This is a genomic window from Streptomyces sp. NPDC032472 (genome assembly GCF_040636955.1).
Lineage (GTDB): Bacteria > Actinomycetota > Actinomycetes > Streptomycetales > Streptomycetaceae > Streptomyces.
Genome location: NZ_JBEZVK010000012.1, coordinates 117,631 through 139,911 on the forward strand (window position 1 = coordinate 117,631; position 22,281 = coordinate 139,911).

General features: G+C 74.1%; 21 protein-coding genes and 2 tRNA genes. 10 read left to right on the forward strand and 13 right to left on the reverse strand.

What is annotated here, in order from left to right; all coding sequences use genetic code 11:
* The first annotated feature begins 320 nt into the window (after positions 1–320).
* Positions 321–393, forward strand: a tRNA-Lys gene (locus tag AB0F11_RS10440).
* Between the two features lie 54 nt (positions 394–447).
* Here AB0F11_RS10440 and AB0F11_RS10445 read toward each other — a convergent pair.
* Entirely contained in the window at positions 448–612 is a 165-nt protein-coding gene (locus AB0F11_RS10445; RefSeq protein ID WP_362170397.1) for a hypothetical protein, read from the reverse strand.
* Between the two features lie 320 nt (positions 613–932).
* Between AB0F11_RS10445 and AB0F11_RS10450 the strand changes: the two genes are divergently transcribed.
* A complete protein-coding gene (locus tag AB0F11_RS10450) occupies positions 933–1,916 on the forward strand; it encodes a helix-turn-helix transcriptional regulator (RefSeq protein WP_362170399.1) in 984 nt (327 codons plus the stop codon).
* 7 nt (positions 1,917–1,923) lie between these two features.
* Here AB0F11_RS10450 and AB0F11_RS10455 read toward each other — a convergent pair whose 3' ends face one another.
* The 12 genes from AB0F11_RS10455 to AB0F11_RS10510 form a co-directional block, all read right to left on the reverse strand.
* Positions 1,924–2,415 carry a rhodanese-like domain-containing protein gene (locus AB0F11_RS10455; RefSeq protein ID WP_362170401.1) on the reverse strand — a complete coding sequence of 164 codons (492 nt, stop codon included), beginning with the start codon at positions 2,413–2,415 and terminating at the stop codon, positions 1,924–1,926.
* Positions 2,357–3,520, reverse strand: a complete 1,164-nt coding sequence (locus AB0F11_RS10460; RefSeq protein WP_362170403.1) for a hypothetical protein — start codon at positions 3,518–3,520, stop codon at positions 2,357–2,359. Before AB0F11_RS10460 ends, AB0F11_RS10455 begins: the two co-directional genes overlap by 59 nt.
* Positions 3,517–5,166, reverse strand: coding sequence for a class I tRNA ligase family protein (locus AB0F11_RS10465; RefSeq protein ID WP_362170405.1), 1,650 nt, complete (start codon positions 5,164–5,166; stop codon positions 3,517–3,519). The genes AB0F11_RS10460 and AB0F11_RS10465 overlap by 4 nt, the downstream gene beginning before the upstream one ends.
* On the reverse strand, positions 5,163–5,852 hold the full coding sequence (gene epsC / locus AB0F11_RS10470; RefSeq protein WP_362170407.1) for a serine O-acetyltransferase EpsC: 690 nt from the start codon (positions 5,850–5,852) through the stop codon (positions 5,163–5,165). Before epsC ends, AB0F11_RS10465 begins: the two co-directional genes overlap by 4 nt.
* A complete protein-coding gene (locus AB0F11_RS10475) occupies positions 5,839–7,047 on the reverse strand; it encodes an FAD-binding oxidoreductase (protein WP_362170409.1) in 1,209 nt (402 codons plus the stop codon). The genes epsC and AB0F11_RS10475 overlap by 14 nt, the downstream gene beginning before the upstream one ends.
* Positions 7,044–7,532, reverse strand: coding sequence for a cupin domain-containing protein (locus AB0F11_RS10480; RefSeq protein ID WP_362170411.1), 489 nt, complete (start codon positions 7,530–7,532; stop codon positions 7,044–7,046). Before AB0F11_RS10480 ends, AB0F11_RS10475 begins: the two co-directional genes overlap by 4 nt.
* A gap of 16 nt (positions 7,533–7,548) precedes the next feature.
* Positions 7,549–8,901 (reverse strand): SidA/IucD/PvdA family monooxygenase, encoded by a 1,353-nt coding sequence (locus AB0F11_RS10485; protein ID WP_362170413.1) that lies wholly within the window; start codon positions 8,899–8,901, stop codon positions 7,549–7,551.
* Complete coding sequence (locus AB0F11_RS10490) at positions 8,901–10,304, reverse strand: diaminobutyrate--2-oxoglutarate transaminase family protein (protein ID WP_362170415.1); 1,404 nt, start codon at positions 10,302–10,304, stop codon at positions 8,901–8,903. Before AB0F11_RS10490 ends, AB0F11_RS10485 begins: the two co-directional genes overlap by 1 nt.
* Positions 10,305–10,383: 79 nt before the next feature.
* Entirely contained in the window at positions 10,384–11,760 is a 1,377-nt protein-coding gene (locus tag AB0F11_RS10495; protein WP_362170417.1) for a SidA/IucD/PvdA family monooxygenase, read from the reverse strand.
* Positions 11,757–13,304: an ABC transporter substrate-binding protein gene (locus AB0F11_RS10500; protein ID WP_362170419.1), complete on the reverse strand. Its 1,548-nt coding sequence runs from the start codon at positions 13,302–13,304 to the stop codon at positions 11,757–11,759. The genes AB0F11_RS10495 and AB0F11_RS10500 overlap by 4 nt, the downstream gene beginning before the upstream one ends.
* Before the next feature lie 79 nt (positions 13,305–13,383).
* Positions 13,384–14,691, reverse strand: coding sequence for an ATP-grasp domain-containing protein (locus tag AB0F11_RS10505; RefSeq protein ID WP_362170421.1), 1,308 nt, complete (start codon positions 14,689–14,691; stop codon positions 13,384–13,386).
* Positions 14,692–14,699: 8 nt separating this feature from the next.
* On the reverse strand, positions 14,700–15,995 hold the full coding sequence (locus tag AB0F11_RS10510; protein ID WP_362170423.1) for an ATP-grasp domain-containing protein: 1,296 nt from the start codon (positions 15,993–15,995) through the stop codon (positions 14,700–14,702).
* A gap of 289 nt (positions 15,996–16,284) precedes the next feature.
* Here AB0F11_RS10510 and AB0F11_RS10515 point away from each other — a divergent pair, with 289 nt between their 5' ends.
* The 8 genes from AB0F11_RS10515 (at position 16,285) to AB0F11_RS10550 (ending at position 22,273) form a co-directional block, all read left to right on the forward strand.
* Complete coding sequence (locus AB0F11_RS10515) at positions 16,285–17,445, forward strand: MFS transporter (protein WP_362170425.1); 1,161 nt, start codon at positions 16,285–16,287, stop codon at positions 17,443–17,445.
* Between the two features lie 136 nt (positions 17,446–17,581).
* Positions 17,582–18,211, forward strand: coding sequence for a DinB family protein (locus AB0F11_RS10520; protein ID WP_362170427.1), 630 nt, complete (start codon positions 17,582–17,584; stop codon positions 18,209–18,211).
* 112 nt (positions 18,212–18,323) lie between these two features.
* Positions 18,324–19,112: a 2OG-Fe dioxygenase family protein gene (locus tag AB0F11_RS10525; RefSeq protein WP_362170429.1), complete on the forward strand. Its 789-nt coding sequence runs from the start codon at positions 18,324–18,326 to the stop codon at positions 19,110–19,112.
* Positions 19,112–19,618, forward strand: a complete 507-nt coding sequence (locus tag AB0F11_RS10530) for a GNAT family N-acetyltransferase (RefSeq protein ID WP_362170431.1) — start codon at positions 19,112–19,114, stop codon at positions 19,616–19,618. Before AB0F11_RS10525 ends, AB0F11_RS10530 begins: the two co-directional genes overlap by 1 nt.
* Positions 19,606–20,439, forward strand: a complete 834-nt coding sequence (locus AB0F11_RS10535; protein WP_362170433.1) for an AzlC family ABC transporter permease — start codon at positions 19,606–19,608, stop codon at positions 20,437–20,439. The genes AB0F11_RS10530 and AB0F11_RS10535 overlap by 13 nt, the downstream gene beginning before the upstream one ends.
* Positions 20,436–20,762 carry an AzlD domain-containing protein gene (locus AB0F11_RS10540; protein WP_362170435.1) on the forward strand — a complete coding sequence of 109 codons (327 nt, stop codon included), beginning with the start codon at positions 20,436–20,438 and terminating at the stop codon, positions 20,760–20,762. The genes AB0F11_RS10535 and AB0F11_RS10540 overlap by 4 nt, the downstream gene beginning before the upstream one ends.
* A gap of 120 nt (positions 20,763–20,882) precedes the next feature.
* Positions 20,883–20,956 (forward strand) — tRNA-Met (locus tag AB0F11_RS10545).
* A gap of 138 nt (positions 20,957–21,094) precedes the next feature.
* Positions 21,095–22,273 (forward strand): PP2C family protein-serine/threonine phosphatase, encoded by a 1,179-nt coding sequence (locus AB0F11_RS10550; RefSeq protein WP_362170437.1) that lies wholly within the window; start codon positions 21,095–21,097, stop codon positions 22,271–22,273.
* The last annotated feature ends 8 nt before the right edge of the window (positions 22,274–22,281 follow it).

A 22,281-nucleotide genomic window follows, 5' to 3' on the forward strand; every position in this document is an offset into this window, starting at 1 on the left:
GGGCGGCTTCCGCCGCGACGACCGTCCGTCCGGTGGTTTCCGCCGCGACGAGCGCCGTGACGACCGTCCGTCGGGTGGCTTCCGCCGCGACGACCGCCCGTCCGGCAACGGCTCCTTCGGTGGCCGCCGCGACGACAAGCCGCGCTGGAAGCGCAACGGCTGACCTGCGGCAGCACTGATCTGACCGCGCGAAAGGGCCCGTCCGACACGAGGTGTCGGGCGGGCCCTTTCCGCTCGGCGGACGCGCCGTCGGGCCCGGTAGGTCGATACTCGATCGGCCTGCCGGTGCTCTCCGGCTATGCTCTGGGGTGAGCACGTGAGGGCCATTAGCTCAATTGGCAGAGCAGCGGACTTTTAATCCGTTGGTTGTCGGTTCGAGTCCGACATGGCCTACGGCTTGTGGAGCGCCCCGGCGGGTTACGGCCCGGCGGGGCGCTCCTGCGTTTTTCAGGACCAGCCCGGCTCCTGCGGGGTCACGACCGACCAGCCCGGCTCGCCCAGGACGGCCGCCGCGGGCCGCAGACCGTCGGCCTGGCCGGTGCCGCTCGCGCCGATGACGGCGATCAGGGCGGCGGCGGTGACGGTGATGAGGGTGACGAGCTTGCGACGCATGGCAGGGGGCCTCTTATCGAACCGGGGCGGACGGTGGGCGGTTGGCCGAGACCTTGCGTTCGGCGTGCCGCCATCGTGCCCAGCCGGGCGGGCCCCTGTCGCCGGTTTTCGCGTGGCACAAAGCGATCTGACACAACCGTGCCAGACGTCCGCGGACCGGCATCCCGTGTCCGCGTGATGGACGGCGTTTGTGCGGGCCGTGGCTGGTATGGACAATCCTGGGTGCAAGATCGGCCCTCGGAGGGGCCGCGCATCCTGCCGCCAGCGTTGTCGGTCCGCGCCCGTGCTGCCGCTCCGAACCGCGAGCTGGGGGGCTCACTTTGTTGGTTTCTCTTGGGCTGACCGAGCGCTCGGACGCGCTCTACCGACTCATCCTCAGACGGCCGGATCTCGCCATCGCCGACGTCGCGGCGGAGCTCGCGCGCGCGGAGGACGAGGTGTGCGCGGACCTGGAGGAGTTGACCCTGCTCTCGCTGCTCGACCCCTCCTGGCGGACCGCGGGCCGACTGCGCGCCGTGAACCCCAAGGCCGCGCTGGACTCTCTGCTGGCCCACCAGCAGGCGGAGATCGCCCAGCGGCACCGGGCCCTCGCCGAGAGCCAGGCCGCGGCCAGCGCGCTGCTGTCGCAGTACGCCGAACTCCACCCCGCCCAGCCCTCGCACGAGGCGCAGCGGTTCCTCGGCGTCGAGGCCGTCCGGGCCAAACTGAGCGAGCTGTCCGCCCGTACGTGCAGCGAGTCCATCAGCTTCCACCCCGGCGGGCCCGTTCCGGCGGCCCAGTTCAAGGCCAGCGAGCCGATCACCGAGGAGCTCATCGGGCGCGGGGTGAAGATCCGGACCATCTACCAGGACGCGATCCGCAACGACCCCGCCAGCCTGGAGCACGCCCGCTGGCTGACCGAACGGGGCGGCGAGGTGCGGACGGTGCCGTCGCTGCCCATGCGGATGGTCATCGCCGACCGGGAGTTCGCGCTGCTGCCGATCGACCCTGCGGACAGTGCGCTGGGCGCGGTGCTGCTGCGGGAGCCGGGGGCCGTCGCGGCGTTCTGCGCGCTGTTCGACTCGGTGTGGGAGACCGCGCTGCCGTTCGGGGAGCCGCCGCGGCGCAGCCTGGACGACCCCGGCTCGCAGCCGCGCGAGCTGCTGCGGCTGCTGGCCCAGGGCTACACGGACGAGGCCGCCGCCCGCCGGCTGGGGATATCCCTGCGCAGCGAGCGGCGGCTGATCTCGGAGCTGATGGAGAAGCTGGACGCGCAGAGCCGGTTCCAGCTCGGGCAGCGGGCCGTGGAGGAGGGCCTGCTCTGAGGCCGCCTCAGCAGCCGCAGGACGCGCCGCCGCCGGAGACCGGTGCGGTCAGCGGGTCCGGCGCGGAGCGGCGCAGGCCCGCGGCGTCCTCGACCGGGAAGCCCTCCCGGGACCAGTACTCGAAGCCGCCCAGCATCTCCTTGACGCGGTAGCCGGCGGCGGCGAACTCGTAGGCCGCGCGGGTCGCGCCGTTGCAGCCGGGCCCCCAGCAGTACGTGACCACCACGCTGCCCGGCGGTACGAGCTCGGCGGCGCGGGCCGGGATCTCGTCGGTGGGCAGGTGCACGGCGCCGGGGATGTGGCCCTGCGCCCAGGCCTCGGAGCTGCGGCTGTCGACGAGGACGAAACCGCCCGCGGCGGATTCCACGTCGGCGTGGACGTCGGCGACGTCGGCCTCGAAGGTGAAGCGGCGGTGGAAGTGGGCGGCGGCGGTCTCCGGGTCAGCCGGCGGGACGCGCAGCACCTTCGAGGACGCGGTCGCGGTGGTGGTCGTGGTCATGGCGGAGGGACTCCTTGGGACGGGGGCGGCGCAGGGCCGCCAGGGCGATGAGGCAGAACAGGGCCGCGGTGGCGGCCCCCGGGCCGAGCAGCAGGACGGAGATGCCCAGCCGGGCGGCCCCGGCGAGGGCCAGGGCGGCGAGGGCGACCAGCGCCCCGGCGAGGACGCCGCCGCGCCGGGAGCGCCCGGTCAGCTCGGTCCAACGGACCGCGGTGGCCTGGAGGTTGGTACGGCAGTACGCCCAGCACAGGGCGGCGGAGGCGGCCCCGAGGGCGGCTGCGGGGGCCGGGTGCGGAGCGGTGGCCGCGGGCGGCGGGGCCAGCAGTACGGCGTACAGCGCGGCAGCCGTTGCCAGGCCCAGCAGGGTCCCGGCGAGGGCGGCCGGGCGGCGGCGGGGCTGGCCGGGGACGGCGCCTTCGAGCCCGACCCAGCCGAAGAGCAGGGGCACGGCCGCCAGGGCGGCGGCCCAGCCGGCGGCGGTCCCGGCGGCCGGGACCGCGCCCAGCGCCCGCCAGCCGAGGGCCAGCGCGAGGACGGCGGCGAGCCGCAGCCGCCGGGCGGCCGGGGACGGCCCGCGCGGGCCGATCCAGGCGTGCCCCGCGGCGGCGGCCAGGACTCCGGCGGCCACCGCGCAGGAGCGCCAGGCGGAGTCACCGTCGGCGGCCCAGGCCCAGGCCCAGGCCCAGGCCCAGGCCCAGGCCCAGGCCCCGGCCCCGGCCCCGGCCCCGGCCCAGGCCCCGCCCCCGGCGGCCGTCAGCGCGGCTCCGGCGAAGCCCGCCGCACCCAGGGCCACGGCCGCCTGGCCGGTGGCGAAGCCGCCGAAGTACAGCGCGGTGGCCGCCCGGCCCGCCCGGGGGCCGAGCCGCTCCCGTACGAACCCCACGGCCCCCGGGCCCGCGCTCCCGCCGGCGCAGGCCACCAGCAGGCACCACCCGGCCAGCACCGCGGCGACCGCGGCCACCACCCCCGGGCCCACCGGCGCAAGCCCCAGCGGCAGCAGCAACACCCCGAGCCCCAGCACCCCATGGAGCACCTGCCGGGCCCCCGCGAGCACATCCGCCCCCCAGGCCGGGGCAGGGGCCGCGGCGGGCTGCTGCGGGGTCATGACAGCTCGTGGAAGTACAGCGGGACGGCCGACGGGAGGGGGGCGCCCGAGGGCAGGAGGCGGCCGTCCAGGGCGCCCCACGACGGCATCCGGGTGGCGAGGTCCACCGGGAGGCCCAGGTGCCCGGCGAGGAAGGCGGACCAGCCCGGCATCACGGGGGCCGCCGTGACCGCGACCGCGGCCAGCAGCTCGGCGTGCGCGGCGAGCCGGGCGGCGTACTCCTCGCGCCGGCCGGCGGCGCGCAGCAGGGACAGCTCCCGCAGGTCGGCGTCGGCCCGTTCGACCACCACGGCCAGGGCGTCGGCCGCGCGCTGCGGGGAGAAGGCCTCGGCGCCCAGCGCGTCGGCGATCCGCCCGGGCAGGGCGGCCCGTTCGGCGGCCAACGGGCCCCCGTCCACCCCGTCGGCCGCCGGCAGGACGGAGTCGAAGTCCTGGGCCAGCAGGTCCAGTACGGTGTCCGCCCACCGCTCCAGCGCCCCGGCCAGCACCGTGCTGAGGGTGTCGGCGAACTCCTTCATCGAGAAGTTGTTCTGCGCCCGCTCCGGCCCGGTCAGGCACAGGTGGAACCGCAGCGCGTCCGCGTTCACGCGGCGCAGGAACTCCCCGCCCCAGATGGCGTGTCCGCGGCTGGTGGAGAACTTGTCGCCCTCCAGCCGGTAGAACTCGTTGATCACGACCTGCGAGGGCAGCGTCAGATCGTCGGGGGAGGCGAGCAGCAGCGCCGGCCAGAGCACGGCGTGCGAGAACGAGCAGTCGAAGCCGATGAAGTTGACGATCCGGGTCTCGGGGTCGGTCCACAGCCGCTCCCACTCCGAGCGGTCGCCACGGGCCTCGGCCAGGCGCGCCGTGGCGGCCGCGTAGCCCCAGATGCCGCTGAACCAGGTGTCGAGGACGTGGCCCTCCCAGCCGGGGAGCGGGACCGGGATGCCGTAGTCCGCCTCGCGGCTGATCGGGGTGTCGGGCAGCGCCCGCTCGAACAGGCCCTCCAGGTAGGCGACCAGCCGGGGCCGCCACTCCGCCTTCGCCTGCGCGTCGGCGTAGTAGGCCCGCAGCCGCTCGCGCCAGCGCTCCAGCGGGAAGACGATGCGCCGCAGGGTCTTCGTACCGGGCTCGGTCCGGCAGGCGGTGCACCTGGGGGCGGCGAGGCCGGCCGGGTCCTGGGGCAGGCCGCAGGCCTCGCAGTACACGCCGTCGGAGGGCTCGGCGCAGAACTGGCACTCGCCGCGCACCTCGGCCTCGTACAGGTACCGGTCGCAGGGCTCGCAGTGGAAGACGGGCAGCTCCTGGACCTCCAGGGCGCCGGACTCCCACAGGTCGAGGAAGAACCGCTGGACGAACTCGGTGTGCACCGGGTCGGTGAGCGGGCGGGTGAACCAGTCGTGGTGCATGGCGCCCAGGGAGAGGGTCTCCTCCATGCGGTCGCCGAAGAGCTTCGCGGTCGGGTGCGCGGTGGAGCCGATCTCGGCGGCCCGGCGCGGCACGTAGCAGGAGTGTTCGTCGGAGTAGCCCACGTAGCGGACGTCGTGGCCGCGCTGGCGCAGGTGCCGGGTCAGGACGTCGGCGCCGAGGAAGGGGCCGGAGAGGTGGCCGAGGTGCAGGTCGCCGTTGGGGTTCGGCGGGGCGCTGGTGACGACGTAGGAGGTCATGAGGCGTGGGTTCCTTCGGGGACGATCAGGGCGGAGGAGTCGAGGGGGGCCGCGGTGTCGAGCGGGGGCAGGGCGGCGGAGGCGGCGGCGACGACGCGGCTGCGCGGCGGCAGGTCGTCCAGGACGACGGAGTGGGCGCCGATGCGGGAGTCCGCGCCGATGGTGACGGGGCCGAGGACGCTGGCCCCGGTGCCGATGACGACGCGGTCGCCGACGACGGGGTGGCGCCGCGATCCGGAGGGCCGGCGCAGGTCCTTCCACCAGCCGACCGAGCCCAGGGTGACCTGGTGGTAGAGCATCACGTCGTCGCCGATGCGGACGGTCTCGCCGATCACGACGGCGGTGCCGTGGTCGATGAAGAAGCGGCGGCCGATCCGTGCGCCGGGGTGGATCTCGATGCCGGAGACGGAGCGGGCGAGCAGGGACAGGGCGCGGGCGGCGACCTTGTGGCCGCGGCCCCACAGCCAGTGCGCGATCCGGTACGTCCACAGGGCGTGGATGTGCGGGTAGAGCAGGACCTCGGCACGGGAGCCGGCGGCGGGGTCCTTGTCGAGGACGGTCTGCACGTCCTCGCGCAGCACCTCCCGCAGCGTGCGGCGGGCGCCGGCCTCGCCGGTCCCTTCCTGCTCGGCGGTCTCAGCAGCCTCAGTGGTTTCAGTGGCCGCAGTGGTTTCACATGTGGTCATACGGGGCCTCCGGGCGGATCGGGCGGCCCGCGAGGAACCGCTGCGGCCGGTACGGCTCCAGCAGCTCCTGGACCGCCTTGCCGGGCACGGCCCCGCCTTCGACGATCTCCTTCGCGGCGAGCTCCGCCACGGCCGGCGCCAGCTTGAAGCCGCCGCCGCTGAAGCCGAGGGCCAGGTAGAGCCCGTCGGGGCCGGCCGCGCCGACGACCGGGCGCTTGTCGGGGGTGTAGCCGTCCAGGCCCGAGCGGGTGCCGGCGAGCGGGGCGGTGGCCGCGGCCGGGACCCGGTGGGCGATGGCGCCGATCGCGGCCTCCAGCTCGGCCTCGGTGAGGGGTTCGACGTCCCGGCCGAGCTCGGTGTCGGGCTTGCTGGGGACGCCGAAGTAGAAGCGGTCCAGGCCGTCGGGCCGGAAGTAGCTGCCGGTGGTGTCGTCGATGCAGGTCGGTACGGAGGCCGCCGATCCGCGCCGTCCGGCGCCCGGCAGCTCGGCCTGGGCCAGGCCGATGCGGCGGGCGGTGACGGGGATGTGGATGCCGAGGTACTCGGCCGGCGCGGAGCCCCACGCTCCGCCGGCCAGGACCACCAGCGGGGCGTCGATGCGGCCGATGGAGGTGAGGACGCCGGTGACGGTGCCGCCCTTCTCCAGTACCTTCATCGCCCGGATGCCCTCGGACGGGGAGACCCCGAGCCGGTAGGCGGCGGTCAGCAGGGAGGCGGAGGCGGCCATCGGGTCGGCGTAGCCGCCCTCCGGCTCGTACGCGGCCAGTGCCACGCCCTCGGTCCGCAGACCGGGGTAGATCTCCCGCAGCTCGGAGGGGTCGATGACCTCGACGCGCCGGTATCCGGCGGCCTCGCTCGCGGCGGCGGCGTTGTGGCGCAGGTCGTCGGCGTGGTTCTCGCCGACGATCATGACGAACCCGGTGCGGCGGTAGCCGCAGCAGCCGCCGATGATGTCCGACCACTGCTCGAAGACGGGCAGGCTGCGCGCGGCGAGCCGGGTGTCGGCGACGGCCGTGTGGTGCAGCCGCAGCAGGCCGCCGGAGCGGGAGGTGGCGCCCTGGGCGTTGACCCGGCCCTGGTCGCACAGGACGATCCGGCCGACGCCCGCGAGGGCGAGCCGGTGCGCGATGGCCGCACCGATCACCCCGCCGCCGACGACGATGGCGTCGGCGTGCGCGTGGACGATGGGGCTCATGCGTCCCCCTGCTGCGGCGCGTTCGGGTCCGGGGCGGGTACGGCGTCCGGGGCGGTCACGGCTGCGGGCGCCGGGGTGCCCGGACCGGTGCCCGGGTCCTCGATGCCGAAGACGGCGGCCCACTTGGCGCGGTCCCGGGCGACGGCCTCCGAGCCGCCCCACCAGATGGTCACGAACCGCAGCCGGCCCTCGCCGTCGTTGGTCAGGTCGTGGTCCTGGTGCGGGGTGATGAAGACGGTCTCGCCGGCGCGCACGCGGCGGGTCTCGCCGCCGATGCGCATCACTCCGCTGCCCTCGACGATGAAGAACATCTCGTTCTCGTCGTGGTCGTGCGGGGTGGAGGTCGCGCCGGGCGCCACGTCGACCCAGGCGCCGCCCCAGTTGGGCTCCTCCACGGCCTCGGGCCAGGGGAAGATCCGGCGGCCGCTGACGTTGTACGCCTCCTCGAAGACCATGTCGTCCTCGTGGGCGGTGAAGATGTGCATGGGGTACGGGTTCCAATCAGGCGGCGACGGGCGCGGCGGGCCGGCGCAGGCGGGCGCGCAGATCGCGGTGGATGGTGTCGGCCTTGGCGGCCATCTGGCTGAAGGAGGTGGCGCTGCCGATGCCGTGCCGCCACTCGGTGAGGCCGTCGAGGTAAATGCCGACCTCGCAGTCGGCGGTGGTCTCGGCCCGGTAGGCGCGGGTGACCTCGGGCCGGCCGGTGCCGTCCAGGCGCAGGTGGGGCACGAACGGGGCCAGCGGGCGGGGCAGCGGGGCCTCCCGGTAGCCGGTGCAGACGATCACCACGTCGGCGTCGAGGGCGGTGCGATCGCCGGTGAACACCTCCGCGGCCTCCAGCCGGATCCGGCCGTCCGCGGTGCGGCCGACGGCGGTGACCTCGGTCCGCTTGTGCATGTGCAGCCGGCGCCGGCCGGTGAACCGGTCCTGGTAGACCGCCTGGTAGAGGGCGGTGGACACGTCGGGGTCGACGGCCGCGTAGTTGGTGGCGCGGGCCTGGTCCAGGGCGCGTTCGCGCTGCTCGCCCTCCAGGCCGTAGAAGTAGTCGGTCTCGTCGGGGAAGTAGACCTCGTTGCTGAAGTGGCCGAGCTCGTACATCCGGAAGCCGGCGTGCCGTACGACCGAGTGGATCTCGGCGTCGGGGTGCTGCGCGGCCAGGTGCAGGACGATCTCGCCGGCGGTCTGGCCGGCGCCGATCACGGCGATGCTGCGCAGCGGGGCGTCGCCGAGGGCGGCGAGGCCCGGCAGCAGCCGGGAGGCGTGGAAGACGCGTTCGCCCAGGTGCGGGCGGAACAGCTCCGGTACGTACGCCTCGTGGCCGGTGGCGAGGGCGATGTTGCGGCCGAGGACGGTGTGCAGGGAGCCGTCGCGCGGGTCCCGGCTGGTGACGCGGGCGGTGCGCACACGGCCGTCGGGGTCGGCGACCGGCTCGACGCTCAGCACCTCGCGGTGGTAGTCGACGGTGCCGCGGACCTGCCGGGCGGCCCACTGCACGTAGTCCGACCACTCCAGGCGGCTGACGTAGCCGCTCATCAGCGTGAACGGGTAGAAGCGGCCGCTCTGCTGGAGGTAGTGGGGGAAGGTGAAGCGGGAGCGGGCGTCGCGCGGGGTGGCGAAGTCGCGCAGGAAGTGGTGCTGGATGTCGGTGCCGGGCAGGACCAGGTTCGGCTGCCAGGCGGAGTCGGCGGCCTTCTCCAGGTAGCGGGCGGCGAGCGGGGCGGCGCCGGTGGCGTCGTCGTGGTCCTCGACGGCGGCGGCGAGCGCGATCCCGGAGGGCCCGAAGCCGGCCACCACCAGGTCCTGGACGGCGGTGTCCTCGCCGCCGTCGTCGCGGGTGGAGTCGTACGTCGTCATCACGCGGCCTCCGCCGGCAGGTCGAGGGCGGCCAGGGCGGCGACGAGGGCCTCGCGGATGATCCGCCCGGCGTGGTCGATCTCCTCGGCCGAGCAGTTCAGCGGGGGCAGCATGCGCACGACGCAGTCGTCGCGGCCGCCGAGCTCGATGATCAGGCCGCGGCTGACGGCCTCCCACTGGACCCGCTTGGCGAGGGCGTCGGCCGGCAGCCCCGTGGCGGGGTCGGTCAGCTCGACGCCGGTCATCAGGCCGAGGCCGCGGACGTCGGCCACGTACGGGCTGAGCGCGCGCAGGCCCTGGAGGTGGACCATCAGCTGGTCGGCGCGGGCCCGGACGTTCTCCAGGACCCGGTCGCGCCGCACGACCTTCATGGTGGCGACGCCGGCGGCGAAGGCGGGCTGGTTGCCGCGGAAGGTGCCGGAGTGCGCGCCCGGCTTCCACACGTCGAGCCTCTCGTCGTACAGGATCACGGAGGCGGGCAGGCCCATCCCGGACAGCGCCTTGGAGGCGCAGACCACGTCGGGCTCGATGCCGTACTGCTCGAACGCGAACCAGGTCCCGGTGCGGCCGCAGCCGCTCTGCACCTCGTCCACGATGAGCGGGATGCCCAGGCGCCGGGTGACCTCGCGGATCCGCTGGACGAACTCGACCTCGGCGGGGATGACGCCGCCCTCGCCCTGCACCAGCTCCATGATCACGGCGGCGGGCAGGGTGATGCCGCCGTTGACGTCGGTCAGCGCCTTCTCCAGGAACGCGGCGCAGTTGACCTGGCAGGTGTCCCGGACCAGGCCGAGCGGGCAGTTGTGGCAGTTGGAGTACGGGAAGAAGTGCACGCCCGGCATCCGGCCGCGGACCGGCTCCTTCTGCTCGACCAGGCCGGTCACGCTCAGCGCGGCCAGGGTCGCCCCGTGGAAGCCGCCCTGGAAGGTGATGACCTCCTCGCGCCCGGTGGCCGTCTTGCACAGCTTCAGCGCGGCGTCCACGGCGTTGGCGCCGGTCGGCCCGCAGAAGTGGATCCGGGTCCGCTCGCGCATCGGCTCGGGCAGCATCCCGATGGTCAGGTCGGTGAACTCGTCCTTGACCGGGGTCGGGAAGTCCAGGCCGTGCACGAACTCGTCGAGCTGGCGGTGGGCGGCTGCGAGCGGCTCGGGGTGGTTGTGGCCCAGCGAGAGCACGCCGGCGCCGCTGAGGAAGTCGAGGAAGACGTTCCCGTCGAGGTCCTCGACGTAGGATCCCCTGCCGCGGCGGATCGCCATCGGCAGCTTGCGCGGGTACGAGCGGGAGTTGGACTCCCGGCCGGCCTGCCGGTCCAGCAGCTCGGCGCTGAGCGGCCCGGGCAGCGGGCCGTGTACGGCGGGAGCGCTGTAGACCGGCTCGACCGGGGTGTCGATGGTGGCGGTCATGGCAGAACGTGGTCCTTTCGGGATCCGGTCGGTCGGTTCGGTCGGTTCGGTCGGCTCTGCCGATGCGGTCGGCCGGGGGTCAGGCCGCGGCCAGGACGGCGGCGCAGTCGGCGGCGGGGGCGGCGCTCAGGCGGGCGGTCAGGGCGTCGGTGAGGGTCGCGGCGCGCAGGGACAGCAGGCTGAAGGAGCCGGCGTCGCCGATGCCGTGGCTGGACTCGCACAGGCCGTTGAGGAAGAGCGGCGGGGTGCCGTCGCCGACCGGGCTGAGCGAGTAGTCGGCGTTCACCGCCAGGCGGCCGTCGGGCTCGGTCGCGAACAGCGGCGCGAGCGGGGCCATCAGCGGCGGGCACAGCTCCTCGTGCGGGCCGGGGCCCATGTTGCGGAAGCCGGTGGCCAGGACGGCGAAGTCGACGGTCTCGCTGATCCGCTCGCCGGTGGTGCGCTCCAGGAAGTCCAAGGCGATCCGGTCGCCGTTCTCCGGGGCCACGCCGACGGCCTCGTGGTTGCCGCGGACGAAGACCCGCTGCTCGCCGTCGAGTTCCTGCTCGTAGATGGTCAGGTACAGCTCGCGCAGCACGTCGCCGTCGGCGGAGGAGTAGTTCGTGCCGTGCATGTACGCGTCCAGCGCCCGCTTGCCCTCCCGCGGGGCCCGGAAGTAGTAGTCGGTGAACTCGGGGAAGTAGCCCTCCTCGCTGAAGGGGCTCGTGTCCTTCAGCTTCAGCGAGTGCGAGCGCGTGTACGTGGTCACCCTGGTCCGCGGGAAGCGGCGGCTGAGGTCGAGCGCGAGTTCCACGGCGCTCTGGCTGCCGCCGATGACCGCCACCGACTCCGGCTCGCGGCCGTCGCCGGTCAGCTCGGCCAGCTTGGGCAGGTACTGGGTCAGGTGGAAGATCCGCGGGGTGCGCAGGCTGTCGTACGGGGCCGGGACGTACGGGGTGCGGCCCGGGCCCATCACCAGCGTGCGGCCCAGGTAGCGGCTGCCGGACAGGGTGGTGACGGCGTACACGCGCTCGCCGGACTCCTCGACGACCTCGACGCGCTCGGCCCGCTGGTTGCAGTCGACCAGGTGCGAGAAGAAGCCCGCCGCCCAGCGGATGTACCCGGCGTACTCCTTGCGGAGCGGGAACTCCGAGGGCAGGTTGAGGTGGCGCAGCAGCCGGCCCTGCTCGTGCAGGTAGTTCAGGAAGCTGTAGCGGCTGCGCGGGTTGCGCAGGGTGACCAGGTCGCGGCTGGGGTGGTTCTGGATGTCGGAGCCGTCCAGCAGCATCCCCGGCTGCCACTCGGGACTCGGCCGGGCCTCCAGGAAGCGTGCCGTGAGCGGGGAGCTGCGCTCTTCCAGGGCGATGGCCAGGGCCAGGTTCGCCGGGCCGAAGCCGATGCCGAGGACGTCGTGGACGGGGCTCGCGGCGCCGTCGGCCGGGGCAGTGGTCGTCGCGGTCGTGGTCGTCGCGCTCATCGCGTGGTCTTCCTTGCCTTGACAGTGGTGAGGGTGGGGTTTCCGTCGAAGTCGATCCGCAGGCCCGTGATCCGGTCGGCGGCGTGCACCCGCTGGTCGGTGCGGTACCAGAGCGGGACCAGCGCCAGGTCCGCCATCGCGGTCCGGTCCGCGCGCCGCCAGGCGTCGGCCCGCTCGGCCGGGTCCGTCGAGGCCCGGGCGCGCGCCACCAGCGCGTCGAACTGCAAGTTCACGTAGCGGCCTTCGTTGTCGCCGTGGGCCGTGCCGTCCGCGTCGGGCGCGGTGCACGAGGAGTGCAGCAGCGGGAAGAGCATGTTGTCGGGCGTCGGGTAGTCGCAGGCCCAGCCCGCCCGGCAGAAGCCGGCCGCCGCGATCGAGGTGCGGTGGTCGACCAGCCCGCGGGCGTCGGTCCGCAGCAGCACGACCCGCCAGCCGAGCTCGTGCTCCAGGCCCCGGGCGAGGGCAGCGACCCAGTCGTCGTGCCCGGCGCCCGTGTTGTACGCGAACTCCACCCGGCTGCCCGGGCCGAGCCCGGCCCGCAGCGCCGCGAGGCGGGCCCGCTCGGGGTCGTACGCCGTCCAGTCCACGCCGTCGCCATCCGCATCGGCGACACCGGCGGCACCGGCGGCGAGCTCGGCGGCCGGGGTGTGCGCCTTGCCGAACCAGGGCGACAGCAGCGAGTGGGCCGCGGTGCGCCGGCCCTGGAAGTACGTGTCGATCAGCCCCTGGCGGTCGATGGCCGCAGACAGGGCCCGGCGGGCGTCCAGCGAGTCCATCGGGGCCTGGTGGCAGAACGGGATCAGATAGAACAGCCCCGCCCCCTCCTGCTCCAGGAAGCCCTCGCCCGCGGCCGCCTCGGCCGTGCGGGCCGGGGGGATCCGGGCGTAGTCGTAGGTGCCGTCGAGGAAGCGCTCGTACTCGTCGTCCAGGCCGGTGACCGGATCGAGGATGTCGATGTGCACCTCGCGCACCTCGGGCGCCGGGCCGAACCACAGGTCGTTGCGCTCCAGCCGGATCGCGCGGTGGTGCTCCCAGGGGCCGGCCATCCTGAACGGGCCGTTGCCGATCGGCATGTCGTTGTACGCCGGGTCCAGCGCGGGGCCGGCGCACTGCGGCACCGGGCTGAAGATCGGCTGGAGCGTCTTCAGGTCGAACTGCACGTCCGGCTCGGACAGCTCCACCACGAGCGTGGTGTCGTCGACGGCGGTGAAGGAGCGCACGCCCGCCAGGTGGTACGCGGTCTCCGTGTTGGCCTCGGGGTCCAGGGCCCGCGCCCAGCCCCGTACGAAGCTGTGGGCGGTGACCGGCTCGCCGTTGCTGAACACCGTGTCGGGGCGCAGGGTGAAGGTCCAGGTCGTGGCGGCCGGGTCGCTCTCCCAGGACCGGGCGGTGGCGGGGACGAGCGCGCCGTCCTCGTCGAGGGCGAGCAGCCCGGTGAACAGGGCCTTGCAGACGAGGATCCCCTCCCCTTCCTGGGCCTTGTACGGGTCGATGGCGGTGGGCTCCGTGATTCCCATGCGGAACACGGGGTCGGTGGCGTGCACGTGGGGCTCTTTCCGCGTCGGGGTGGTGGATGGCTGGGCTGTGCGGGCTGTGCGGGCTGGGCGCGCTGCCGGGGGCCGGTCAGGCCGCCGGCGCGGTACCGGCCCGGGCCGGCCCCGGTACGACGACCACGTCGAGCCGCTCGTCGAGCTCGGCGGCGAGCCGCTCCACCCGGTCGATGTCGGCGGCACTGCGGTAGGGGGCGGCCACCGCCAGGGAGCCGGCGATCTCGTACCAGCCCTCGGGGGCGCGCCGCAGCCGGTCGCCGGGCCGGGAGGCGGGGATGTACGAGCGGAAGTACGGGGAGTGCGCGGCGTCGCCCGCGTTGTTGCGGACCAGGGTCCCGGTCCGGTACGCGAACTTGATGCAGGTGGCGGCGCGCGGGGCGGCGGCCCGCGGCACCTCGCCGTCGAGCAGGGTGGCCAGGGCGTGGGCGTCGTCCCCGGCGAGGACCGCCTTGGCGTACAGCCGGACCGGGTCGATGCCGTGGACCTCGCGCAGGTTGCGGTAGTTCTGGCCGCCGCTCATCCGGGTGGCGAACTCCACGACCCGGTAGCGGCCCTCGGAGTCCTGCCGGAACTCGGCGTTGAACAGGCAGTGGCGCACGCCCAGCGCGGCCGTGATGCCCTCGGCGACCGCGACGAGGCCGGGCTCCTCCTCGGGGGTGCGGAAGGGCAGGGTGTAGAAGTCCTCCTCGAAGTACGGGCCCGGCATCTGCATCTTGTTGGTGACGCCCACCAGGTGGAAGGCGCCGTCCAGGACGACCCCGTCGAGGGTCACCTCCTTGCCCGGCAGGAACTCCTCCAGCAGCGCGATCTCCGGGGTGTCGCTGGGGAAGTAGCCCGCCCACTCCTCGGCGAGGCGGGCGACGTCGGTCAGCGCCCGCTCCAGCTCGGCCCGGTCGCGCACCAGGCTGACCCCGATGCTGGCGGCCAGCGCACTGGGCTTGACGATGAACGGGTACGTGAAGTCCTCGGCGGCCGCGAGGCCGGCCTCGACGCCGACGACACCCGCGAAGCGCGGCGCCGGCAGCCCGTGCTCCGCGAGGAAGGTGCGCTGGAGCTGCTTGTCGCGGGAGATCAGGTCGGCCTCGGGGCGCGGCCAGGATTGCCCGAGCAGCTCGTTGACCCGCGAGGTGACCGCGATGTCGCTGTCGTAGAAGGTGATCGCCGAGGTGATGCCGAGGCGGCGGGCCGCGGCCGCGCAGTACTCGGCGAGCTCCGTGCCCTCCAGGTCCTCGCGGAGCGGGACCACGTTCGCGAAGCGGCCGTCGTCGGCGGCCTGGGCGACCTTGGTCGCGAGGTGGATCTCCAGTCCCATCCGCTCCAGGGTCTCGATGTGCTCGCGGTGCCACGCGTACGTGTTCCGCATGATCAGCAGGATCTTCATGACGCGCCTCAGGCCTTTCCGGCGGTGTTCGCGGGGGCGCCCGCGGGGGCGCCCGTGTCCGTACGGGGGGTGGTGACGACGGTGACCTTCTCGGTGAGCCGCTCGGCGGCGGCGACGGCCGCTGCGGTGTCCGCCCCGGTGGCCAGCACCTGGCCGACCCGGTCCCAGTTGCCGCGCAGCTCCCCGACGGTGTCGCCGGGCCGGACGGTGGTCTCCACGTCGATGACGCCGTCCAGGGCCCGGGCCTCCTCGGCGCCCTGCACCTCCACGACGGTGCCGGGCTCGGCGGACAGGAAGCGGGTGGCCGCGGCGTGCCGGGCGGCCGGGCGCTCGGTGAGGGCCGGGACCAGCCCGAACTGCCAGGCCACGATCCACTCTTCGAGGTCGATGCCGTACGCGGAGCGCAGCAGGTCGAAGATCCGGTCGCCGCCCATCCGGTTGTGGCTCTCGATGATCTGCGGCCCGGACGGGGACAGCCGCAGCTCGGTGTGGGCGGCGCCGTCGGTGAGCCCGACCGCGTCCAGGAAGCGGGCGACGGCCTCCTCGACGGCCTTCTCGTCCGCGGCCTTCAGCCGGGCCGGCAGTGCGTGGCCGAGCTCGACGAACCCGTCGCCGGTCAGCTTCTCGGTGATGGCGAGGACGATGTGCCGGCCGGCGAACGAGAAGGTCTCGACGCTGTACTCCGGCCCGGGGATGTACTGCTCGGCGATGAACCGGCCGATCGTGAAGAACGAGCCCCACTGCAGGTCGGTACGGGCCCGCAGGGCCTCGACCCCGGCCCAGGCCTCGGCGGCCTGCTCCGGCCCGTCGATCCGTACGACGCCCAGGCTGGCGGTGGCGTCGACCGGCTTGAGCACGAACGGGTAGCCGTGCTCCGCGCCGAACGCGGCCAGCGCCTCGGCGCCGTCGACCTCGGCGGCGGCCACCGACAGGGCCCGGACCTCGGGGGAGCCGGACGCGGCCAGGTGCCGGCGCATCGCGTACTTGTCCCGCAGCAGCTCGGCGACCTCCTCGGAGGTGTTGCCGAGCCCCAGGTGGTCGCTGATCCGCCCGGCCGGGACCAGGCCCGGCTCGGTGATCGAGGCGACGCGGGTGAACCCGTACGCCCGGTGCGCGGCCTCCACCAGCGGGCGGGTGACGTCCCAGTCGGTGTAGTCGGCGATGAGGACGGCCTCGGCGAGCCGGGCGGCCTCCGGCACGAACTGGTCCTTGTGCTGGATCAGCACGAAGCGGATTCCGAGGGCCGCCGCTTTGCGCAGCGTCTGTATCCGTCCGCCGACGACGAGAAGCTTGTGTTCGGTCATGGCCAGAACACTGCCGCAGGAATCCGGCCCGCAGAACGCCTTTGGGCTGGCACAAGAATGCCCGGCACAAAAGACGCAGCCGCGCAGGCCCGTGAGCACCGCCGGGCAGGAATGTGCCAGCACGTTTTGTGCCACCCCCCACCCCTAGGCAGCCCGGCTGACCAGCGGCTTCCATGGTGCCCACCACCTCATCCCCCCATCGGGAAGGAGCCCCACCATGGCCGGCGAGGACCCCTTGCGCCGACGATTGCGTGACCTGCCCAGAAGCGCCTGGGTCATCTTCTCGGGAATGTTCCTCATCAAATTCGGGAATTTCCTGAACGTATTCCTGGTGCTGTTCCTGGTCTCCCAGGGTTTCTCCGCATTCCAGGCCGGCGCGGCCCTCGGCGTGGTCGGGGTCGGCGCGTTCATCGGCAATGCGGTGGGCGGCACCGTCGCCGACCGCTTCGGGCGGCGCACCGCCATCGCGGTGTCGATGTTCGGCAGCAGCGCCGCCACCGCCCTCGTCCCGCTGGCCCACGGACTGGTCGCGACCACCGCACTGGTCGGCCTCGTCGGGGTCTTCGCCCAGCTGTACCGGCCCGCGGCCGGGGCCCTGCTGATCGACGTGGTCCCGGAGAAGCAGCGGGTCACGGCCTTCGCCGTGCTGCGCCTCGCCATCAACGTGGGCATGGCCGTCGGACCGCTGGTCGGCGGCCTGCTCAGCGGCGCCTCGTACACGTACGTCTTCCTCGGCGACGCCCTGTCCTCCCTCGCCTTCGGCGCCCTCGCCCTGCTGACCCTCCCGGGCGGCCGTCCGACGCCGCACGAGGCATCACCGGCCGAGGCCACCAGGCCGAAGGGCGGCTACCGCACCGTCCTCGCCGACCGCCCGTACCTCCTCTTCCTCGGCTCGATGGTCGCCGCGACCTTCGTCTACGGGCAGTCCACCGCGACCCTCCCGCTGCACGTCACCGACGCGGGCTTCGACAACACGACCTACGGCCTGCTGCTCGGCCTGAACGCCCTGCTGTGCGTGGTGATCGAGCTCCCGCTCACCAAGCACACCGAGCGCCGCAACCCGCGCCGCGTCATCGCCGCAGGCCTGGCCCTGCTCGGCCTCGGCATGGCCCTCACCGGAGCCATGCGGAGCGTGTGGCTGCTGGCCCTGACCGTGGTGGTGTGGACCGTCGCCGAGACGATCTACACGCCGATCGCCAACGCCTACCCGGCCGAGTTCTCGCCGCCGCACCTGCGCGGCCGCTACCAGGGCGCGGAAGGCATCGCCCACACCCTCGGCGGAGCCCTCGGCCCGGCAGCGGGCGGCCTCCTGTACGGCATCAGCGCCCCCCTCCACTGGACCGCCTGCGCCGCAGTGGCCGCCCTGGGCGCCCTCCTGATCCTGGGCGCCAAACCCACCCCCCGCCCCACCACCCCCACCCCCAACCCCGAACCGGTCCACACCGCCTGACCCACTCAGGGGCGCGGGGAACTGCGCGCTCAACCCCCACGCACCCGCACCCCCCAGGGGCGCGGGGAACTGCGCGACCAGCCACCACCGGCCCGCAGCCGGCCGGCACACACCAACCCACCCGAAGGGAACCCGCATGACCACCCAGACGCAGCCGCAGACCACCCCCACCACCGACGGAGTCCACCGCATCGACATCCCGTCCGCCACCGAAGACCCGGCCGCCTACGTCCAGGCCCTCCTCGACGTCGCCGCCGACCGCGACCCGTTCGACGTGATCGCCAAGACCCCCGTCTGGGCGGCGGCCCTCTTCGCCGACCTGCCCACCGAACTCGCCGAGACCGTCCCCGAGCCGGGCGAGTGGCCCGCGGCCTTCATCGTGGGCCACCTCTTCGACGTCGACATCGTCTACGGCTTCCGCTGGCGCCTGGTCGCCACCGAGGACGACCCGGTCTACCCCGGCTACGACGAGCAGCTGTGGGCCCCGCTGCCCCGCCTCCCGTTCCGCCAGATGCTCGACGCCTGGACCGGCCTGCGCGCCTCCAACGTCGCGCTGCTCGCCGCGCTCACCCCCGAGGAGTGGCAGCGCACGGGCCGCCACGGCGAACAGGGCGGCGAAACCATGGAGGTGATGATCCGCAAGGTCGTCGGCCACGACATCGCGCACATCAACCAGATCTACCGGGCCATCCGCCTGGTCCGCCAGGCCGCCGGCCTGGACGTCGCCGAACTCGACGCCACCTACGCCTCCCTGGGCCTGCGCTGACGCCCGCGCGCCCCCGCCAACCCCCCAGGGGCGCGGGGAACTGCGCGACGGGCCACCGCCGGCCCGCAGCCGGACCGCACGCACACACCAACCCACCCGGAAGGAACACCGCATGACCACGGCAGTGCAGCCGCACGCCCCCGCCCCCGCCCCCGAAACCATCACCACGGTCGGCCCGGACCTCCGCGACCGCCTGCGCGAGGACCGCTACGCCCTCGTATCCGCAGCCGACCTGACCCTCGACCCCGCGCTCGCCGCCCGCTTCGACGACCTCCAGGCCTCCTGGGGCCGGCTCACCCCGGACGTCCACTTCGGCGGCGAGGACCGCGCCGTCCGCACCCGCCGCTACAGCGACTTCGCCTTCACCCCGGCCACCGGCGAGCTCGTCCCGCTCGACCACGTCGCGTATTACCAGAGCGAGGAGATGAACGCCTTCGTCGGCGGCATCGAGCGCCACTTCGGCGACGTCGAGGAGTCCACGTACACCAACCCGCTCTTCCTGGCGCTGGTCCGCTACGACTTCGACAACCTGCCCGTCGAGGAGGAGTACCGCGACCGCGCCTGGGTCTGCCAGGTCCACCAGATCCGCATCGAGATCAACCCCGGCAAGTACAACGAGCTCGTCCCCGAGGGCATCCACTCGGACGGCTACCCGTGGGCCGGCCTGCACCTGATCTCCCGCGTCGACGTCGAGGGCGGCCACAGCACCGTCTTCACCTGGGACGAGCAGCCCCTCGCCAAGGGCACCTTCCTCACCCCGTTCGACTCCCTGATCTTCGAGGACCGGGCGATGAAGCACCACGTCACCGGCCTGAGCGCGGCCGAGGACAAGGGCGGCTACCGCGACGTCCTCGCGATCTCCTTCTCCCTGCCCGGCTCTCCGTACGAGACGCTGGTCTGATGAGCGCCGCCGCTCTGGCGCTCCAGGAGCCGCAGCCGCACGTACAGCCGCACGTGCTGGTCGGGCCGTACGGGCCCCCCGCGCAGCCGGCGGCCTCGGCGGACATGGCGGTCGCCGACATCCCGCAGGTGGTCGAACTGCTGCGGGGCGCGCCGCAGGCCGCGTACTGCGAGTGGGAGGACGAAACGCTCCTGGCCGCTCACCTGGCCCACTCGGCCGACCTGTGCCGCGTGGTCCGGCTGCCCTCGGGCCGTGTCGTCGCCGCTCTGATCGCCGGCTCGTTCGGCGTCCGCGGGAGCATCAGCCACGCCGTGGTCGACCCGGGCCACCGCCGGATGGGCCTGGCCCGGGTGATGGCGGTCGACACCCTGGCCGCGTTCCGGCGCCGCGGGGTCAACCGGATCTTCCTCGCCGTGCTCGACGGCAACGAGGCGGCCACCGCCTTGTGGACGGGGGTGGGCTTCCGGCCCGCCCTGGGGGAGAGGACCTTCGAGTGCGATCTGTAGCGACCGACCCCCCGGCCCCGGCGCGACCCGCCGCGGCCGGGGCGGCGGCCCGCCCCGCCTGGGCCACCGGCTTCGGGCAGGCCGTGCCCGTGATGCTCGGCTACGTACCCGTGGCCTTCGCCTTCGGCGTCCTCGGACACACCGCCGGACTGCCGTGGTGGGCGATGGTCGCCATGTCGGCCTTCGTGTACGGCGGCTCCTCGCAGTTCGCGGCGCTCCAGCTGCTGACGGTGGGCGCCGCCCCGTACGCGATCGTCCTGACCACCTTCGTGGTCAACCTGCGCCACCTGCTGCTGTCGGCCGCGATCGCGCCCCGGCTGGCCGGCTGGCGGCGCCGGGAGCAGGCGCTGTTCGCGTACGAGCTGACCGACGAGGCGTTCGCGGTGCACTCGGCGCAGTACGCGGAGCGCCCGGTCCGGCCCCGGGCGGAGGTGTTCACGTTCAACACCGCCGTGCACGCCTCCTGGGTGGCGGGCACGCTGGCCGGCGTCCTGGCCGGGGACCTGGTGACGAACGTGGAGGCGCTGGGCCTCGACTACGCCCTGCCCGCCATGTTCATGGCCCTCCTCGCGGCCGGCGTCATCGCCGACCGGCGGGGCCTGGCCGTCGCCGCGGTGGCGGGCGGCGGGGCGGTGGCCCTGACCCTGCTGGGCCTGCACTACTGGGCCGTCCTGGTGGCGGCGGCCGTCGCGGCCACCTTCGGCCTGGCCATCGCCCCGCGCGAGACCGCCCCCGCAGGCGCAGACCCGGAAGCCGACGCAGTCACGGATGCCCCGCAAGCGGTGGCCGCCATGGAAACGGAAGGAGTCCCGGGCCGATGAGCGACCTCGCGCTCGCCCTCACCATCGCCGGCATGGCGGCCGTCACCTTCGGGCCGCGGCTGCTGCCGACCCTCTTCCTCGCGGCGGCCGCCCTGCCCGCCCCGGTCGTGGTCTGGCTGCGGCAGGTGCCGCCCGCGGTGATCGCCGCGCTGCTGGCCCCCGCCCTGTTCGCACCGGCCGGGCGGCTGGACCTGGGCCCGGGCAACTTCACCCTGTGGCTCGCCCTGCCGACCCTGCTGCTGGCCTGGCGCACCCGGAACTTCTACCTCACGATCGCCTTCGGCATCGGCTCACTGGCGCTGCTGCGCCTCGTCGCCGGATGACACAGCTCTCTTTGGCCCCACTCGTACCGCTCTGACCTGCGCAAATGCGGCCACCAAGGTCGCTTCGCCGGTAAATGGGCGCGAGGTGTCCCCCGGATGCCGTAGGGTTGTACCTACCGACGCGGGGTGGAGCAGCTCGGTAGCTCGCTGGGCTCATAACCCAGAGGTCGCAGGTTCAAATCCTGTCCCCGCTACTCAGTGCGAAGGCCCGGCTTCCCAGGAAGCCGGGCCTTCGTCGTGTCCGGGACCTCGCGCCCCGGGAGCGGTGCGCGACTCACCCGCTCGGCCCGGCCGGGTCGCCGTACGGGCGCTGGTGCGGCCAGCCTTGAGGGGTGCGGCAGGGCAGCGGCGATGCGGAGGCGGAGGACGACGCGGCCGGCGGGGCCGCCCGGAGGGTGGTCCGGGTGCTGCCGGTGGCGCTGATCGTGCTCGGGTTCTTCTTCGACCTGCTGACCCCGCCGAGCTACACCGGCTCCCCGTTCTTCTCGGCGGCCCCGCTGATCGCCGCCCCGCTCTCCTCGCTGCGTGCCACGGCGTTCACCGGCGCCATGGCCTCGCTGGCCGTGCTCCTGCTGTACGTCCACAACGGCACCACGGTGGAGTCCCTGACCGAGCTGGTCACCGTCATGACCGTCTCCGCACTGGCCCTGCTGACCAACCGCGTCGTGCGGCGCAGCGGCGAGCGGCTCGCCTCGGCGCGCGGGATCGCGGAGGCCGCCCAGCGGGCCCTGCTGCCGACGCCGTCCGACCGGATCGGCGATCTGCACGTCAGCGCCCGGTACGAGGCCGCGCAGGCCGACGCGTTCATCGGCGGGGACCTGTACGCCGTCCAGGACACCCCGTACGGGGTCCGCCTCGCGGTGGGCGACGTACGGGGCAAGGGGCTGGGCGCGGTGGAGACCGTGGCGGTGGTCCTCGGGGCCTTCCGGGAGGCGGCCGAGACGGAGCCGACGCTGGAGGCGCTGGCGCAGCGGCTGGAGCGGGCCCTGGCCCGCGAGGGCACGCGGCGGGTCGGCCTGGACGCGGTGGAGGGCTTCACCACCTGCGTGCTGGGCGAGATCCCGACGGGCGGGGGCGGCGCGGGCAGGGGCACGGGGCCGGGCGTGCTGCGGCTGCTCAACCGCGGCCACCCCGAGCCGCTGCTGCTGTACGCGGACGGGGACCTGGCGGTGCTCGCACCCGCGGAGCCCGCGCTCCCGCTCGGCCTGGGAGAGCTGGCCGGGGTGCCGGACCGGGCCGAGGAGTGGCCGTTCCCGGCGGGCGCCACCCTGCTGCTGTACACCGACGGGGTGACCGAGGCCCGCGACGCCTCGGGGGAGTTCTACGAACCGGCGGTGCGGCTGCGCGGGCGGGTCTTCCCCGGGCCGGACGCGCTGCTCGGCGAGCTCAGCAGCGACGTGCGCCGGCACACCGGCGGTGCGACGACGGACGACATGGCGCTGCTGGCGGTGGGCCGCCCGGCACAGGGAAAGCCGGAGCGGCGGCGCACCGTACCGGTGATCGCGCCGTGACTGCTTGT

Coding starts and splice junctions, on each gene's coding strand:
- AB0F11_RS10445 (WP_362170397.1), bottom strand. CDS start 612: ATGCGTCGCAAGCTCGTCACCCTCATCACCGTCACCGCCGCCGCCCTG.
- AB0F11_RS10455 (WP_362170401.1), bottom strand. CDS start 2,415: ATGACCACGACCACCACCGCGACCGCGTCCTCGAAGGTGCTGCGCGTC.
- AB0F11_RS10460 (WP_362170403.1), bottom strand. CDS start 3,520: ATGACCCCGCAGCAGCCCGCCGCGGCCCCTGCCCCGGCCTGGGGGGCG.
- AB0F11_RS10465 (WP_362170405.1), bottom strand. CDS start 5,166: ATGACCTCCTACGTCGTCACCAGCGCCCCGCCGAACCCCAACGGCGAC.
- epsC (WP_362170407.1), bottom strand. CDS start 5,852: ATGACCACATGTGAAACCACTGCGGCCACTGAAACCACTGAGGCTGCT.
- AB0F11_RS10475 (WP_362170409.1), bottom strand. CDS start 7,047: ATGAGCCCCATCGTCCACGCGCACGCCGACGCCATCGTCGTCGGCGGC.
- AB0F11_RS10480 (WP_362170411.1), bottom strand. CDS start 7,532: ATGCACATCTTCACCGCCCACGAGGACGACATGGTCTTCGAGGAGGCG.
- AB0F11_RS10485 (WP_362170413.1), bottom strand. CDS start 8,901: ATGACGACGTACGACTCCACCCGCGACGACGGCGGCGAGGACACCGCC.
- AB0F11_RS10490 (WP_362170415.1), bottom strand. CDS start 10,304: ATGACCGCCACCATCGACACCCCGGTCGAGCCGGTCTACAGCGCTCCC.
- AB0F11_RS10495 (WP_362170417.1), bottom strand. CDS start 11,760: ATGAGCGCGACGACCACGACCGCGACGACCACTGCCCCGGCCGACGGC.
- AB0F11_RS10505 (WP_362170421.1), bottom strand. CDS start 14,691: ATGAAGATCCTGCTGATCATGCGGAACACGTACGCGTGGCACCGCGAG.
- AB0F11_RS10510 (WP_362170423.1), bottom strand. CDS start 15,995: ATGACCGAACACAAGCTTCTCGTCGTCGGCGGACGGATACAGACGCTG.
- AB0F11_RS10515 (WP_362170425.1), top strand. CDS start 16,285: ATGTTCCTCATCAAATTCGGGAATTTCCTGAACGTATTCCTGGTGCTG.
- AB0F11_RS10520 (WP_362170427.1), top strand. CDS start 17,582: ATGACCACCCAGACGCAGCCGCAGACCACCCCCACCACCGACGGAGTC.
- AB0F11_RS10525 (WP_362170429.1), top strand. CDS start 18,324: ATGACCACGGCAGTGCAGCCGCACGCCCCCGCCCCCGCCCCCGAAACC.
- AB0F11_RS10530 (WP_362170431.1), top strand. CDS start 19,112: ATGAGCGCCGCCGCTCTGGCGCTCCAGGAGCCGCAGCCGCACGTACAG.
- AB0F11_RS10540 (WP_362170435.1), top strand. CDS start 20,436: ATGAGCGACCTCGCGCTCGCCCTCACCATCGCCGGCATGGCGGCCGTC.